The sequence below is a fragment of the Marinobacter sp. S0848L genome (genome assembly GCF_023016065.1).
Taxonomy (GTDB): domain Bacteria; phylum Pseudomonadota; class Gammaproteobacteria; order Pseudomonadales; family Oleiphilaceae; genus Marinobacter.
Genome location: NZ_JALKAQ010000001.1, coordinates 59,115 through 74,702, shown reverse-complemented (window position 1 = coordinate 74,702; position 15,588 = coordinate 59,115). Strand labels below are relative to the sequence as shown.

At 55.8% G+C, this 15,588-nt stretch carries 14 protein-coding genes; 9 read left to right on the top strand and 5 right to left on the bottom strand.

Going from position 1 to position 15,588, the window contains the following annotated elements:
* Positions 1–25: 25 nt before the first annotated feature.
* From MWU64_RS00305 to MWU64_RS00280, 6 genes are all read left to right on the top strand, one after another.
* Entirely contained in the window at positions 26–277 is a 252-nt protein-coding gene (locus MWU64_RS00305; RefSeq protein ID WP_247059085.1) for a hypothetical protein, read from the top strand.
* Between the two features lie 78 nt (positions 278–355).
* Positions 356–649: a hypothetical protein gene (locus MWU64_RS00300; protein WP_247059083.1), complete on the top strand. Its 294-nt coding sequence runs from the start codon at positions 356–358 to the stop codon at positions 647–649.
* A 163-nt stretch (positions 650–812) separates the two neighbouring features.
* Positions 813–2,852: a PhoX family phosphatase gene (locus tag MWU64_RS00295; protein ID WP_247059081.1), complete on the top strand. Its 2,040-nt coding sequence runs from the start codon at positions 813–815 to the stop codon at positions 2,850–2,852.
* A gap of 106 nt (positions 2,853–2,958) precedes the next feature.
* The gene (locus MWU64_RS00290) at positions 2,959–3,321 is read left to right on the top strand and encodes a hypothetical protein (protein ID WP_247059078.1); all 363 of its coding nucleotides are present in this window, start codon (positions 2,959–2,961) and stop codon (positions 3,319–3,321) included.
* Between the two features lie 135 nt (positions 3,322–3,456).
* Complete coding sequence (locus MWU64_RS00285; RefSeq protein ID WP_247059077.1) at positions 3,457–4,530, top strand: OmpA family protein; 1,074 nt, start codon at positions 3,457–3,459, stop codon at positions 4,528–4,530.
* Positions 4,531–4,532: 2 nt separating this feature from the next.
* Entirely contained in the window at positions 4,533–6,140 is a 1,608-nt protein-coding gene (locus MWU64_RS00280; RefSeq protein WP_247059075.1) for a thrombospondin type 3 repeat-containing protein, read from the top strand.
* Positions 6,141–6,218: 78 nt separating this feature from the next.
* Here the strand turns inward: MWU64_RS00280 and MWU64_RS00275 are convergent, their stop codons facing one another.
* The 5 genes from MWU64_RS00275 to MWU64_RS00255 form a co-directional block, all read right to left on the bottom strand.
* Complete coding sequence (locus tag MWU64_RS00275; protein ID WP_247059073.1) at positions 6,219–7,532, bottom strand: MFS transporter; 1,314 nt, start codon at positions 7,530–7,532, stop codon at positions 6,219–6,221.
* A gap of 84 nt (positions 7,533–7,616) precedes the next feature.
* Complete coding sequence (locus MWU64_RS00270) at positions 7,617–8,711, bottom strand: DUF1513 domain-containing protein (protein ID WP_247059071.1); 1,095 nt, start codon at positions 8,709–8,711, stop codon at positions 7,617–7,619.
* Between the two features lie 13 nt (positions 8,712–8,724).
* The gene (locus MWU64_RS00265; RefSeq protein WP_247059069.1) at positions 8,725–9,768 is read right to left on the bottom strand and encodes an imelysin family protein; all 1,044 of its coding nucleotides are present in this window, start codon (positions 9,766–9,768) and stop codon (positions 8,725–8,727) included.
* Positions 9,769–9,777: 9 nt separating this feature from the next.
* Positions 9,778–11,181, bottom strand: coding sequence for a di-heme oxidoredictase family protein (locus MWU64_RS00260; protein WP_247059067.1), 1,404 nt, complete (start codon positions 11,179–11,181; stop codon positions 9,778–9,780).
* A 6-nt stretch (positions 11,182–11,187) separates the two neighbouring features.
* Entirely contained in the window at positions 11,188–12,480 is a 1,293-nt protein-coding gene (locus tag MWU64_RS00255; RefSeq protein WP_247059066.1) for an imelysin family protein, read from the bottom strand.
* A 177-nt stretch (positions 12,481–12,657) separates the two neighbouring features.
* On the opposite strand from MWU64_RS00255, the gene rlmJ reads away from it, so the two are divergent.
* From rlmJ to MWU64_RS00240, 3 genes are read left to right on the top strand one after another with little or no spacing between them, the layout of a single operon-like run.
* Positions 12,658–13,497, top strand: coding sequence for a 23S rRNA (adenine(2030)-N(6))-methyltransferase RlmJ (rlmJ, locus tag MWU64_RS00250; protein ID WP_247059064.1), 840 nt, complete (start codon positions 12,658–12,660; stop codon positions 13,495–13,497).
* Between the two features lie 18 nt (positions 13,498–13,515).
* Positions 13,516–14,727: a hypothetical protein gene (locus MWU64_RS00245; protein ID WP_247059062.1), complete on the top strand. Its 1,212-nt coding sequence runs from the start codon at positions 13,516–13,518 to the stop codon at positions 14,725–14,727.
* Between the two features lie 9 nt (positions 14,728–14,736).
* On the top strand, positions 14,737–15,537 hold the full coding sequence (locus MWU64_RS00240) for a mechanosensitive ion channel domain-containing protein (protein ID WP_247059060.1): 801 nt from the start codon (positions 14,737–14,739) through the stop codon (positions 15,535–15,537).
* The last annotated feature ends 51 nt before the right edge of the window (positions 15,538–15,588 follow it).

Sequence of the window (15,588 nt, the reverse complement as noted above, 5' to 3'; positions counted from 1 at the left end):
ATAAAAACAACAAGGACATATCGAGATGAGTGCTACAAACCCCGCGCGGGCGGTTATTTCCTGGAGTGCTCAGGAGTGGGTTCGAGAGTACATACGAACAAAGCAGCAGGCGGAAATTGTTTATCAGGATCCGTCCGGGCAGATGATGATCGTGCACGAAGTGTTGCACGATATTCTAAGCCGGGCCGGTCATGATTTTTTGGTGTTAGGCACCGGAAAAGTGCTCGGCGTTGAACGGATACTGCTGATCGACGGTAAAGAGTTAACGAAACAGTAATTCTGCGGTAATTGCGATCGAACCGCGGGGCCTCTACGCTAGAAACACTACAGTCATGTACCAACAGAAGGAAATGTTATGAACAAGCTCACACTAAGTGCACTGGCGCTTCTGATGACGCTCGGCCTTGCAGCTTGCAGTTCCGAAAGCGATGAAGGTGCGGATTTCGAGCAAGCGGGCGAAAACGCTGCGGAAATGATGGACGATGCCGCCGATTCTGCGGAAGAGGGTATGGAAGAGGCAACAGGTACAGACGAAAGCGCCATGGGTGAAATTCAGGAAGGCTTCGAGGAAGCCGGTGACAAAATGGAAGAAGCCGCTGATGACACCAGCGACGCGATGGAAGAGGCAGCGGACGATGTAGCCAAATAAGGCGATCGTTCAATCTGTTATAAAAGCGCCTGCGGGCGCTTTTTTTGTGGGCAACGAAACCGTAACCGAACTGACACCCAATCGATGCGAAGCTGTCACACAGACCAACGACACTGATCTCTCGACAACGCCAGATGGCCCAATCCTTCAAGAGAGAGAAAGTATGGCTAAGCACGATCTAGATCCTAATTATCTGGACCCGGACTACGAGCCGGTGGTGAATCACTCGGGTAATCGTCCATTTGATCAGGTATTGACCACCCGCATGCAGCGCCGGTCTGTGTTGAAGGGCTCGGTTGGTGCAGCCTTGGCCAGCCTTGTGGGCGTAGGGCTTGCGGGCTGCGGTGGCGGCAGTGATGACGATGGTTCAGTGTCCACACCGGATGGCGCGGGTGGTGATGGAGCGACTGATCTGTCCATGGGCTTTCAGGCCGTGCCGGTTTCCAATGCTAACCGCGTTGTCGTACCCGAAGGCTACGCCACTGAGGCTTTCCTGCCATGGGGCACACCAATTACCGGAACTTACCCGGCCTACAAGCCGGATGGCACCAACACCGGTGCAGAACAAGAACAGCAAATGGGTATGCACCATGATGGCGTGCACTTTTTTCCCATTGACCTGAAAGCAGGTGGCAGCAGTTCCACCGAAGGCTTGCTGGTGATGAACCACGAGTACATCAATCAGGCCGCCTTGCATGCCTCGGGGGCTACTGAAGCAAACAGCAACGGCGGCGTGCGCCCTTCCGATGAAGTCCGTAAGGAAATAGCGGCCCATGGTGTGTCGGTGGTTCACATCAAGCAAGATACAAGCGGCACCTGGGACATTGTATTCGGCAGCCCGTTCAACCGTCGCGTTACCGGCGGCACGGAAATGGAACTACGAGGCCCACTCCGCGGCTATCCAAAGCTGGCGACGAAATTCAGCCCCGGGGCCGAGCGCACTCGCGGTACTCTGAACAATTGCTCGATGGGGCCAACGCCTTGGGGCACCTACCTGGCTGCGGAAGAAAACTGGCACGGCTACTTTGCGAACAAAACGCTGGGCGAACGTCCGCGTGAACAGGTCCGTCACGGGGTTGATGGCACCTCCCGTTACGACTGGGAACTGGCGGATAACGGCGCCGATGCCTATGTGCGCTTTGATGTAACGCCCAAGGCAGCCACGGCGACCGATGACTACCGCAACGAAGCCAACACCTTCGGTTACATGGTTGAAATTGATCCGTTCACACCGGAAAGCGCGCCTCAGAAACGTACAGCGCTGGGGCGGTTCGGTCATGAAGGCGTGATTTTTGCGCCGGTTAAGGAAGGGCAGCCCGTGGTGTGCTACTCCGGTGACGATTCCCGGTTCGAGTATATCTACAAGTTTGTCTCGTCCAAGCCATACTACGCGGCGACGGCAGGTGGATATTTGTTGGATGAAGGCACACTGTACGTGGCGCGTTTTAACGACGATGGCTCCGGTGAATGGCTGCCGCTTGATCTGAGTGATGCCGATTTTGCCGCCAAGGTCACCGCTGCCAAGGGCACCACTGTTGGCACCATTGCGTTTGATGGATTTGAGAATCAGGCGGATGTACTGCTGAACACCCGTTTGGCGGCGGATATTGCTGGTGCCACGCCGATGGACCGGCCAGAGTGGGGTGCCGTAGACCCGAATTCAGGCGAGGTGTATTTCACCCTGACCAATAACTCAAAGCGCACCGAAGAACAAACCGACGCTGCCAACCCGATTGCCAACAACCGAAATGGCCACATCATTCGCTGGAAGGAAGCGGAGAATGACCACGCCGCCACCCGCTTCGATTGGGACATTTTCGTGTTTGCCGGCGAGCAAGGCACCCAAACTGTGGTGGATGGTGAGGCTGTTGTCACCTTGAACGACGACAACATCTTCAACAGCCCCGACGGATTGTGGTTCGATTACAACGGCCGCCTGTGGATCCAGACCGATGGCCGGGATGAAGCGCCATATCAAAACAATATGATGCTGGCGGCGAACCCCGAAACCCGCGAGATCAAACGCTTTTTCGTGGGGCCTGTCGGCTGTGAGGTGACCGGTGTAACCGGCACGCCAGACATGGCCACCATGTTTGTGAACATTCAACACCCAGCCGCTAATTGGCCGGATGCCAAGGATCCAAGGCCAAGGGATGCCACCGTGATCGTAACCCGCAAAGACGGTGGGGTGATCGGAAGCTGATTCGGCTGAAGAAATATTAGGTTAGCGGTTCAGGAATAGCGGGCTTTGCGAGAGGGCAAGCCCGCTATGCTAGACTGGAGAAAACCCATTTCCAGGAGCCCTACCCTTGGCCGAACCGGAATTTATTCCCCGCAACGATGATCCCCAGCAACCGCCCACCGATTCGGCACGCAACCTCGCGATTGTCGTTTACATCCTGCAAGCACTTTCGTTCTTTCTGGGCGGTATTACCGGCCTGGTAGGGGTGATCGTGAATTACGTCAAAATGGACGACGTCCGTGGCACTTGGATCGAGAGCCATTTCCGTTGGCAAATTCGCACCTTTTGGATAGGTCTGCTTTGGACGGTGATTGGGGTTGTTACCACTCCGCTGATCATCGGGTGGTTCATTCTTTTGGGTACGTCTATCTGGGTGATCTACAAGATTGTCAAAGGCGCTTTGGCGCTGAATGATGGCCGAACGGTCTAAAATCTTTCGTAAATGTGACGTAGTTCCTTGTCATTTGAGCCGTATTACGAATTGTCAATTTGAGCCAAAATCCCTCCGTCAATTACCGATTTAGGTTGCATCTAATCAGGTGCGCATTAAAGGAGGGCGTTTTACATGGCAAGAAGGATATTTCGAGCGTTATCAGTGGCCGGTTTCTGTATAGCCGCATTGCCACTGGCGCAAGCCAAACCGGTTCAGCACGAACGTGAAGTCTCTGTTCTAGGCAGCTATATCAAGCCTGACAAGGATCGTGTTGATGACTACGGCACCGCAATGCGGGCTATGTACAGCCATCGATTGAGCCAGCATTGGTGGCTCGAGCCGCAATTCTTCGCGGGAATATTTGAAACAGGTGTGGATGGTGGCACCGACTTCTACCAGCAGGGATTGGGCGCTGATTTCAACTACCGCCTGTTTGGGCCCGAGACTTTCTCCCCTTATGTTTCTATCGGCGGCGGTGTTTCACGTAACGACGTGTTCAACAGCTCCGGTAGCGAGTTTAATGGCTACGCCAACGCCGCTCTGGGTTTTATTTCTTCCCCGTTCTCCAAGTCTGGACTCCGCCTCAGAGCTGATGCGAGATACCTGTGGGATGCTTTTGAAGAAGACTACTCGGATCTTCATTTCAGTCTTGGTTTAACCGTTCCTATCGGTGCGACTCGCACTCGAATCGTCGAAAAAACGGTTGTTATCGAGAAGCCGGTGGTGGTTGAAAAGAACCTGGCCGATTCAGACGGCGACGGCGTGGTTGATGGTGTCGATCAGTGCCCGAACACCTTGGAAGGCCTTGAAGTCAATGCCGTTGGTTGCGTTGAAACCAATCAGGTTCAGACCGTCATTTTACAGGGCGTAACTTTCGAATTTAACTCTGACCGCCTGACAGCCAATGCCAAAGACATTCTGATCAGCACGGCGGATGCCTTGAAGGGCCAAACCGACCTGAAAGTTGAGTTGGCGGGCTATACCGATAGCCAGGGTTCCGCAGGCTACAACCGTGAACTGTCGCAAAAGCGTGCGGACGCGGTCCGCAATTACCTCTTGGATCTGGGTGTTGCCCCTGAGCAGTTAACGGCCACGGGTTATGGCGAGGCCAACCCGGTGCGCAGCAACGACACCGAAGAGGGGCGTGAACGGAACCGTCGCGTTGAGTTCAATGTTGTATCCGATACAGTCGGAGAGGGAGCTTAATTATGAAGTTGCGTAACCTGAATTTGCCTTTGATTTTATTGTTTACGGCTTTGCTGGCATTAGCAGGCTGTGAAGCCGATAGCTCCAGTGACGGAACTGGCGTTAATGGTGGTGAACAGAACGTAGACGGTTCCGGCAACGGTGCGGACGATGATGGTTCGAAAGAGTTTGATGAAGATGGTGACGGCATTCCGGACAATGAGGATTCGTGCCCGGCTACCGTCAATGATGGCGTTGATGCCGATGCAGATGGCATTGACGATGCCTGTGACGGAGAAGTTTCGAACCAGGATGATCTCGACGGTGATGGCGTCCTTAATGATGTAGACAATTGTCCGTTGATTTCGAACCCGGACCAACAGAATGCTGACCGCGATTTGTATGGCGATGCCTGTGACATCGACGCGGACGGTGATGGCGTTGATGGTAAGGTCAAAGTGTCTGACGACACCTTTGAAACGGTATCTGTAGCTAATGGCGGAGATAACTGCCCGTTAATCGCTAATCCGTCGCAGGCGGACCGTGATGGTAATGATGTTGGAGATGCGTGTGATACCGATGCCGATGGTGATGGCGTATCCGATAAGGTTGAAGCTTCCGATGGTACCTTCAGCGTGATTTCGGTTGCCGAGGGAGGCGACAATTGCCCGCTACAACCCAATGCGAACCAGCTCGATAGTGATGGTGATGGTCTTGGTGATGCGTGTGAGACGGATGGTGTCCTTTGGGAAAAAATAGATCGTGACGGTGACGGCATCGCCAACAAAGATCTGGAGGGCAACGATATTAATGATGATAATTGCCCGACCGTCGCCAACCCCAATCAGCAAGACCTTGATGGCGACGGCTTAGGCGACGTCTGCGATGCAGACCTTGATGGCGACGGTGTTAATGATAAAACCGATGTGGCCCCTGGAGCCATGGTGCCACTCGAGGTCTGGGCTGGCGGTGATAACTGCCCAACAGTAGCTAACCCCGATCAGGCTGATGCCGATGGCGATAACATTGGTGATGCCTGCGATTTGGCGAGTGTTGAGTTCTCGTGCGGTGCAGGGCAACAGTTCTCTCCTATCGTGGCCAGCGACAATGATTTTGCAGCCGAGGCATCTAAGGGCGATTCCAACTGCCTTCTGCCTGCATTGGGCGAGTTGTGTGGTGTTGTGGATGAAGGCAATCTGGTTGACCAAGACCTGAACAACTTTGCAACCATCAGCAACACCAACTTGCTGGGCCTTTCGTCTGTGAGCCTGCGAATTGCAACAACCAGCGGTTTTGCCTTCCCGGGTAACAACGTTATTGGTGTCGAAGTGGAAAAAGCGCCGCAGTTGCTCAAGCTGGGCTTGTTCACCAACGGTGGCTTGAAAGTACGTACCTTGCTTAACGGTGAAATCCAGGAGGATTCTGGCGGGCAACTGGGAGCTGATCTTGATCTGCTCGGCTTTTCCGAGATTATCGGCACCAACGACCGTGTTTATGTAGTGTTCCAAACATCCAAGCGTTTTGATGCAATCGAGATTTACAGTGGTGGTTTCGAGTTCATCTCTGCCTTGGAAAAGTTCGAAGTGTTCGGAGCCTGTGCCTCCAAAGAAGAAGTGACGGTATCGCTGTAATTGAGTGAAGATCGTCTAATGAAAGTAAAAAGGGGCTGGTGACCAGCCCCTTTTTCGTTGTCTATTTGTTCTGGAGGGTTAGTCTTCCGTCACCTCATCCAACCGCAACGCACTGATCATCCCCGCAAACCCCATCAGGCCAAGCACGATAATCACCGCGACATTGGATATCAGTGAAATAGCCGCGGTAAGCCCACCGGTTGCTAACAACAAAATACCAATCACCGTGTTGCTGACTGCGGTGTAATCGGTGCGCTTGTTGCCGCCGGCCATATCCACCAAATAGGTTTTGCGGCCAAGGCGAACGCCGGCGTGGGCGATACTCAGAATGAAGAACGCGATCGGGTAGAACCAGGCACCACCGAAGCCCGGGCCAAACACGATGGCCAGACAACCCACACCAACACAAATGCTACTGGCCATGGCGGCACCACGGATCATCACCCGGCGGCTGGAGGTGTCGGCAGCCCAACCCCAGAAGCTGGCACTGAGAGAGCTGGCCAGGCTGCTGGCCAGCAGGAATACGCCGAGCATCCAGCCGATGTCCGATTCTTTTTGAGCCAGTACCACGAAGTAAGGCGAAGCGAGGGCAGAGCACAGCAGCAGTGCTCGGGTAATCACGAAGTTTCGGAACAGGGTGTCGGTACGCAACAACGACAAGCTTTTGAAGGCTTCTGCCAACGCGTTGCCGCCGCCATCGGTTTCGCCTGCGTACTCTTCAACACCCGCAAACAGAAAACCCGCGATGATCCACATGCTGGCGGCCAGTAACAACAGCAGGGCGTAAAAGCCAATGGTGGGGTCGCCCCGATCCCAGAACAGCAGCGCCGTCAGAATTACGGTTGCTGAGCCGCCCAGAGTACTGGCCAATCCCGACAAGCGGCCTCGGCGGGTTTTTGGAATGCATTTACCCTGCACATCCTTCATTGAAACGGAGCAAAAGCCTCGGGACAGGGAGAACACAACAAGTGCCGCGACAATGCCGCCGCCTGCGGCGTAGCCTTCGAAAAACCACACGCTCGCAGCCATTGCCATCACACTCACGGCTTGCCCGAAACTGCCCAATGTCCAGAACCATTTGCGCACCGCCTTGCGGCGAACCCAGGCGCCGATCACCATTTGCGGCACCATCGAGCCCGATTCACGAATGGGCACCAGCCAAGCCACCAAAGCGGGGGCACCAACGGCGCTCATCAGCCAGGCCAGAACGGTTTTCGGGCTGATCAGCAGGTCGCCGAGCTTGGTCAGTACGTTGCTGAACAAAATTAAGAAAAAGTTGCGAGGTACTTCCCGGCAGGCTTCGGCAGGAATGTCTTTGCAAACACGCGCGTCTTCTTCGTTGGCGATCAGGCTGTATAGCTGATCAATCGAATAGGAGGACTTTTCGGACAAGGCGGCTACTCCGATGAAGGATTTTGCCAAGCATAGCAGGAGCCGGGAAGTTGCTTAAGGGCCGGTTGGTGCGGTTGTGGCTGACTACACCAAATGATGATCCCAATACAGCGGCAGTTGGGCAATCTCCTGAGCCGGCTGGTGTGCGCCAAGGCGAACCAGTTTGCCCTTGCCCGAGGAAATCAGGAAGTCTCCGCCGGCTAATGCCTGCACGCCCGAACAATCGGGAATCGAGGTTTTCGCCAGTAGTTTGCCGGTGCTACCTTGGAAAACTACAGCTGTGCCGCCTACGGGAGAGGCTGCGGCCACCAGATCGTTTTCCGGGTGGGCAATAACGCTGGCAATGTAGTTGGCAAGGCCCGTTTGGGTTTCATCGTCAAAACGAATTTCGGTAAGCCGGTTGTGATCCATGCGGGCAAGCAATGCCGGCATTTCGTGCCTTGGGCCTTGGTGCTGGTAGGCTATATAGACTTTTCCGGAAGGGTGAATGTCCAGATGCCGAAGGCTCTGTTGATGGTGGCTCGGGTTCAGGCGGCCAACAATCTCTCCGGATCGACGGTTCATCAGAATCAGTGCCGGTGCCATGGTGTCGAGATTGAGCTTGAGCCGATCATAATCCGGGTGGGTGAGAATGCCACCCAAGGCAATGGCGAGGGTTTCACCGTCCGGGTGCAGAGTGATTTGGTGCGGGCCGATGCCCGCTAATTCGAAGGTATTCACCCGTTGGAAGTTTTGCTCCGCGTCATAAACTGCCACGATGCCCTCGCCAGGTTCGTACCGGCTGGCGGTAGCATAAAGCCAGCGCCCATCCGGGGAGAATACGCCGTGGCCGACGAAGTGCTCGCCCTGCGCGGCTTCAATATTGTGCAGTCGTTTTCCCGTAGAGGCGTCCAGGACATAGAAGTGCCACCCCGGACGGCGTTCGAAGAACACCAGTTGATTGCTCACGGGGCGTGTGCATCCGCTGTGGCAACGGGTAGCCACGGGTGACACCCAAAGCGGCTGGCCGTTCAGGCCGAAGGCGCTTACACCGAAGGTGCCATCGGGCTTTCCCACGGCTGCAGAGTATTGCTCGGGGTTGAACCCGGACTTTCGGGGCAACAAACTGCAGCCACTCAGGCTTAATGCCGCGCTGCCGGCAAGCGCCGCTTTCAGGAGTTGGCGTCGGCTTCTATCCATTACACGTGGTCCTTCAGTCACCGTCGCTGGAGTTGAAACCGCGCACAACACCCAGAGCTACGGCGGCTTGGTCGTTGACCAGTGTGGCGAGCTGGGAAACGTCAACGTAAAGCCCTTGTAGCGTGCGAAAGGCCTTGTCGTCAGACAGCAATACGGTCATCGGGCGATCAGCCTCGGGGTAGTTATCCAGTGCTGCATCAAACTGGCGCTGGATTCGCTTGGCCAGTTGTAATTCGCCCTTTTGTTCCAGCAGTTTCAGGAATTCCGGCAGAAAATGTTGCTGCAGCCCGCGTAGGGTAGCTTCCACCGATAACAGGCTGGTGCCGCTGCGCCAGGCATCGGTGATGTAGGGGTTACGTTTACCATTGCCGCGCAGCCCCATGGGTTTTGCTAACCGCCGCTCCTCAAGAATCTCCAGTGCGGCCATGGCCGACTTGAGGGTAGAAACCTGATAGGCCTCGGTGTTGAGGTAAGGCGTTTTGAAACTTTGCCAGTCGGCGCTGAGCTGTTTGCTGTTCGATGCGAGGTGTTTGGTGACCGTGGTCAGCACTGCGCAGCTGTGCGGAGCCGGCAGGGCATTTTCGCCGCTAGACAATGCGTCATCGAACAGCAGGTATTCCAGCATCGGAAAGCCCTGAACCGCCACGCCCGATTGCTCAATAAGGTCAGCGGTTATCGGCTGGTCTGATTTCGTCAGGTAGGCGGCTTTGCGGGCAACCAGATTTTTCGGGTCTGGCCAGAATTGAAACTGCCAGGCCAGATTGTTGTTTTCTACCGGCCCGAAATCGACAAAGCGCACCTGTTGCCAGGCCATAAAGGCGTCACGCCAGTGTTGTTCCAGTTGTGCCCTTAGCTGTTCGTCGGGCGCAGCGCAGTAACGGCTGGCGTGCTCGGCAAGCTGAGCGGTTTCCTCGGCGAGCAAGTCATACCCCGATTGAATTGCCGGGTGCCAGCCCGTGCGGGCACTCTGCGGACCATCCATCGGTGCGGCCGCGAAACTGACAGAAGCGGCAACGGCGAGGGTCGACGCGCATAAGGCTCGAATGATGGGCTGCATGGCAACTCCTTAAAGCGAATTGAGGAAATCGATCAGGGCTCGTCGGTCAGCGGCGGACAGTTGGCGATATTGATCGGCTGCTGCTTGTGCTTCGCCTCCGTGCCAAAGAATGGCTTCTTCCGGCGTGCGGGCACGGCCGTCATGCAAGAAGCCCGCTTGTGGATTCACCACCTTCGCCAGCCCCGTGCCCCATAAGGGCGGTGTGCGCCATTCGTTGCCGTCTGCGAGAAACTCGTCACGGCCATCTGCCAAGGCAGGCCCCATGTCGTGCAGTAACAGATCGGTGTAGGGCCAGATCGTCTGATTACTGAGGTCCGGGCGGTCAGCGATTTGGCCTGTGGTGTGTTTGGGCGTGTGGCACGCCGCACAGCCAATTTCGTTAAAACGCCTGGCGCCTTGCTGAACGGTGTCCTGGTCAAGGTTGCGCCGGGCTGGAACCGCCAGACTCTTGGCGTAGAAAGTCACAAAGCCGGCGACTTTATCGGTGACTTCGGGAGCACCGCCATCGGGGAATTGTTCACACTTCTGTTCGGGCGTGCAGTCAGTGTTGGGTTTGATGCTGGAGGTCAGCCCCATATCGCCGGCAAATGCGCCCATGCTCTGCTGATGCACGTTTGGCTCAGCAGACTTCCAGCCGAAGCGGCCCGGCACGGTCTGCTTGGCCGCCAAATCCCAAACCTGATTCAGTTTGCCGGAAATACCGTCTTTGTTACTGTCTTCTGGGTCGGCTAAGGCCTCTAGGTCGGTGACCGGAATGGCTTCCAGCAGCCCCATGCCAATCATTTGCGGTGCTACGCGAGGAGAGATCAACAGGTTGTCCGGTAGCGGACCGTAGTTGGGGGTATCAATGTGGTACGCCGGCTTGCGTAAAGAAATCTGATGGCCATCGGGTAAGGTTTCAGTGACGGATTGCCATTCGATACGCAGGTTGGCCTCGGGTTTGGCGCCGGGCAGAGCTGCGGTCTGCAGCTGAGCACCATAAACAGGCGCTGGTTTGAAGCCTTGCGTGCGGAGTATATCCGCGTCTTTCAGCGGATCTGCGGGTACCGCTAGCCGAAGGAACAAGGATACTGGCGGTTCGTCCACACCCGGAGGATGGCCGCGACCATCTTTGATGTGACAGCCCTGGCACGAATTGGTATTGAACAGGGGCCCAAGACCATCGCGGGCGTCGGTGCTGGCGGGCGCTTCAACCCAAGGGTTCCGGAAGAAGCTGTTACCCACACTGAAATCCAGCCGTTTGGTCATCGACAAGTTGGCTTGGGGGAGTGAATACGCATTGGTGTCGGTTTGCTGAACCGTGCCTTCACCACCGGTATTCGGTGTGGTTTGTATCGGGTAGCCAGCGTGGCTGGCGGCGAAAACGGGAACGCTGGCCATAGCCAGCGTTCCCCAGATCAGTGCTTTTTTCATCGTGCCTCAGAATGCGTGGCCGGCATCGTCAGGGGACAGTGCTTCAATGCCGAGCTGGCGTGCGGCTTGCTCAATGGAACCGGTTTGTTCAACAAGTGCCATAATCGCATTATTGACGATTTGTGCACCTTCGGTGTTGCCCGGCGCGATCATGGTATCAAAAGCCATTGGGTTTTCGCTGCTTTCAGCGTGTGCTTTCAGTTGCCCCAAGGCCTTCATGGACGCGTCCAGCTGAGCGTTCAGGCGAGCATCCAACTCAGGATTGTTGGCTTCGACCAGATCAGACAGGGATGGACCGCTGACCAGGCTGCCATCAACCCGGCGGTAGCTGCCCGTGTAAACGTTCTGGATACCCTGGCCATTGTAGTAATGGGAGTTGTGGGTGTTGTCGCTGAAGCAGTCGTGCTCATCCTCGTAGGAGTTGGCTTCCAGAGCCACTTTCATACGTTCGCCCGCCAGTTCACCCAGAGACAAAGAGCCCATACCAAACAGCATTTTCTGAACGGCTTCGTTTTCATCGCCGTTTGTCAGCTCACTGCGGTAGTTGTTCTCGTTACCCGGCGCCCATTGCGCCACCATCCATTCCAGGTCGGAAACCAGAAGGTCTGTTACCGCGTCCAGATATTCACCGCGGCGCTCACAGTTGCCGTTGGTGCAATCCGAACCTGTTGCATAATCGGTAACCGGACGTTCACCGGCACCTTGCTCAAAGCCGTGCTGATCCTGGCCCCACAGCAGGAATTCCACCGCGTGGTAGCCGGTGGCTACGTTGGCTTCGGAGCCGCCAATTTCGTTCAGGTCTGCGAGCAGTTCTGGCGTCAATACCGTTGTATCCAGAGATTTCCCGCCTACGTTCACGCGGGTGTTGGCGATGATATTGGCGGTGGCACCGGCATTGCCCAGCTCGTACTGGTAATCGTCGGTTTTGACGTAATCGATCAGGCCCTCATCCAGTGGCCAGGCATTCAGCTGGCCTTCCCAGTCGTCTACGATGGTGTTGCCGAAACGAAACACTTCCGTTTGCTGATAGGGCACACGGGCAGCCAGCCAGGCTTCTTTGGCGGCTTGCAGATTGGCTTCGGTCGGGTTCGCAATCAGCTGGTCGGTGGCTTTATCCAGAGCCTTGGCGGTAACCAGCGCATCCTGGTAGTTGGCGAGGGCCAGGTCGGCATAATGGGAGACGACAGACGCTTTGGTGACCGGCTCAGTCTCGGCGGCGGAATGGGTGAAGGCGCAGCCAGCGGAAAGGGTGGCTGCAATGGTAAGGGCCAGTGGAGCCGGGCGGAACAAAGCGGTCATTGAGAACTCCATGTATTTTAGATGCACGTGGTAATAGGAAGCGTTAGCGTTTGCATTATGAGGCGGTTAGCAAGGTTGACGCAAGATTTTTTGTTTTGTCGTGGCACTGGGCGGTGTTGGGTGTTGTTTGTAGGGGGTGTCTGCGGCTTAATGGATGGCTGGAATCAGGAGCCCGACATGTTGAGTTATCTTCACGCCTTTCACGCTGGAAATTTTGCAGATGTTCAGAAACACGCGGCATTGACCCTGGCGTTGGTCATGATGCAATCCAAAAAGACCGCCATGGCGTGTTTTGATACCCACGCCGGCAGCGCGATCTATGATCTGACCAGTGAGCGGGCCAGAAAAACCGCCGAAGCCGACGCCGGTATCCACCGTTTGTGGTCGTTGCGAGAGACGCTGAAATCACCTGACTGGCAGCCGATGGTGGCGTTGCTGGACAGTTTGAACGAAGGCGCGGAAGCCTTGTCGCTGTACCCCGGCTCGCCGGCTTGGCTGGCGAATTTTGGCCGGCCCGGGGATTCGATTACTGCGTTTGAATTGCACCCGGCCGAGGGGAAGTCTTTGCAAGCCTGGGCAGAGCAAAACAGCGTTCGTGTTCAGAACGAAGACGGACTGAAGGGTCTGCTAAAGAACCTGCCGCCTGCACAGCCCCGATTGCTGACCTTGATCGATCCGTCCTATGAAGTGAAAGACGAATACGGTCAGGTCGCGAACACCTTGGCGCAAGCGTGGAAAAAATGTCGCCACGGCGTGTATCTGATTTGGTACCCGATATTGACCAGCGGCCTGCAACAATCATTGATTGCAGGGGTGGAAAGTTGTGGCGTGCGCAAGGTATTACGCAGCGAAGTAATGCTCGATCAGCCACCGGAGCGTGGCATGGTCGGTTCTGGCATGTTGGTGGTCAATCCACCCTGGGGCTTTGATCAGCGGCTGAGCGATATGCTGGCGGAGCTTGAAGGCGAGGCTAGACTAGGGATGTCGGCCAGTCTTTCCTGGCTGGTTCCCGAATAACACTAAGGGAGAGGGTTTTTGACGACCGAAACAGATAATGAACACCCCTGCCTGCCGGGTGGTTTGATAGCGCTGGACCAGTGGAGTACGCCAGATGTATCGGTGCACAAAACACTGCGTGCGGGGTTGAAGGACATATTGGAACAGTTGCGCTCGGGGCTTACCCCTGAAAGTGAAGCTTTCGAAAGTCTGGACGACTTGCCTTCCTTATCCGCAAATAAGCTAAAACGGTACGCGCCGGAACCGGATGCCTCGGCTCTGGCGTCGGCCATTCTCGAGCAGCTCGAAGCGCTGCGTCAGCAAGGTGCCCACAATCGCGAGGTGAGCTTTGTTGTCGCGCCGCCTTTTTCGGGGGTCTCTGATGCGTTGTTGACTCTGCCAGTTCGAATTATTGAACCACCGGCAAACCTGTCGATGACAGAGCCAGATGCCGATCGTTGGTGGGACGAACAGTTGGGTGACGATGACTGGGTGGTGCCTGAACTCGCGAACTTCTGGTTGCGCCACCGCTCCGGATTGAATCTGTTGAAGTCTTTCTTTGCTCGCGTGGCTCTGGACAGCACTGGCCGTGGCATTGTGGCGTGTTCGAGTTGGTGCTGGCAATTCTGGGTGCGATATTGGCCAGAGATCCACGTTAATCCTTTAACGCCGGCGCCTTTGGATTCCGGGCGATTAACCGGTTGGCTGGACTTCTTGGCCCGTGGTGGCAATGGGCGGTCACTAACGGCCCGCATGACCAACGACGGCCTTTATGTGTTGCCACCTAAAGCGGACGACTCGAAAGAAAAATACAGTTGCTTTGCACAGGACCTTGCCAATGCCGCCAGAGGTAATCGGGGCGTTGCGCATGCGATTTGGCAGCGAGCATTGCGGGCCCAACCGGAACAGGACGCCGAACAGGGTGAAGGAGAGGCAAGCGCCGGCAACACCGCTGAGTGCTGGGTCGTTCCGTTTGACCAGTTAAGCCTGCCCGGCGTGCCACAGGGCTCCGGCCAGCAAGCCGGGCTTGTGCTGCACGCCATTCTGTTGCACAGCCAATTAACCATTGAATCGCTTGAGCGGGCCACCGGCATCGCGAATCGCGAACTAAAGTTATTGTTGTCCCGATTTCTCAGGGCAGATCTGATTGTTCAGGATGAAAAAACGCAAGCGTATCGGCCCACTCCGCTGGGTTACCCGGCGGTTCGCAAGTATCTGCAGGCGCGCGGATTCCCGGTAGATGGGTTCTAGGAGCACAGAATGGAAGAGTTGGGGCTGAAAGACGCACTGTCCACGATCTCGTCAGGCGCAATCATTGAAGCGGTTGCGGTGGTGGTGCTGGCATCTCTGCTGATTATGGCGATCCAGAAGCTGGTGCCCATGCTGGCTCGGAAGCTGTCCGGCAAACCTCGTTTGTATCTGTTAGCGTCGGTACCGTTGTTCCGGTTGGTGATCATCGTTCTGACCATTGTGATGGTAGTGCCGATTCTGGTGGAGCCATCCTTCGAAAACATGCTGGCGATATTTGGCGCCCTGGCGTTGGCGCTGGGCTTTGCGTTCAAGGATTACGCAAACAGCCTCATTGCCGGAATTGTCACCTTATACGAAATGCCTTACCGCCCGGGGGACTGGATCGAGATCAACGGCCAGTATGGCGAAGTGCGCGCAATCGGCACGCGGGCAGCGGAAATCGTCACGCTGGATGACACCGTTATCGTGATTCCTCATGGTTTGTTGTGGAACAACCTGCTGGCAAATGGCAACGACGGGACCGACAACCTTATGTGTGTGGCGGAGCTGTATCTTGAGCCCAATCATGATGTTGCCCGCATGCGCGAATTGTTTCGTGATGTGATTTATACCTGTCCCTTGACCAAAACTTATCAGCCGGTTGTGGTGGCTGTGCTGGGTACGGATATGGGAATGAAATATCGCTTGAAGGCTTATCCGTTAACGCCGGGCGATCAAACCCGGTTTATCGCTGAGCTGACCGCCCGCGCCGGAGAGGTTTGTGCTGCCGAAGAGGTCAAAATGATCTCCCGCCCATTGTTGTGGCAGTGACATAAAAAAGCCCCGCGTAGGCGGGGCAACGGATGAACGCTGGACAGTGGG

Coding starts and splice junctions, on each gene's coding strand:
- MWU64_RS00305 (WP_247059085.1), top strand. CDS start 26: ATGAGTGCTACAAACCCCGCGCGGGCGGTTATTTCCTGGAGTGCTCAG.
- MWU64_RS00300 (WP_247059083.1), top strand. CDS start 356: ATGAACAAGCTCACACTAAGTGCACTGGCGCTTCTGATGACGCTCGGC.
- MWU64_RS00295 (WP_247059081.1), top strand. CDS start 813: ATGGCTAAGCACGATCTAGATCCTAATTATCTGGACCCGGACTACGAG.
- MWU64_RS00285 (WP_247059077.1), top strand. CDS start 3,457: ATGGCAAGAAGGATATTTCGAGCGTTATCAGTGGCCGGTTTCTGTATA.
- MWU64_RS00280 (WP_247059075.1), top strand. CDS start 4,533: ATGAAGTTGCGTAACCTGAATTTGCCTTTGATTTTATTGTTTACGGCT.
- MWU64_RS00270 (WP_247059071.1), bottom strand. CDS start 8,711: ATGGATAGAAGCCGACGCCAACTCCTGAAAGCGGCGCTTGCCGGCAGC.
- MWU64_RS00265 (WP_247059069.1), bottom strand. CDS start 9,768: ATGCAGCCCATCATTCGAGCCTTATGCGCGTCGACCCTCGCCGTTGCC.
- MWU64_RS00260 (WP_247059067.1), bottom strand. CDS start 11,181: ATGAAAAAAGCACTGATCTGGGGAACGCTGGCTATGGCCAGCGTTCCC.
- MWU64_RS00255 (WP_247059066.1), bottom strand. CDS start 12,480: ATGACCGCTTTGTTCCGCCCGGCTCCACTGGCCCTTACCATTGCAGCC.
- rlmJ (WP_247059064.1), top strand. CDS start 12,658: ATGTTGAGTTATCTTCACGCCTTTCACGCTGGAAATTTTGCAGATGTT.
- MWU64_RS00240 (WP_247059060.1), top strand. CDS start 14,737: ATGGAAGAGTTGGGGCTGAAAGACGCACTGTCCACGATCTCGTCAGGC.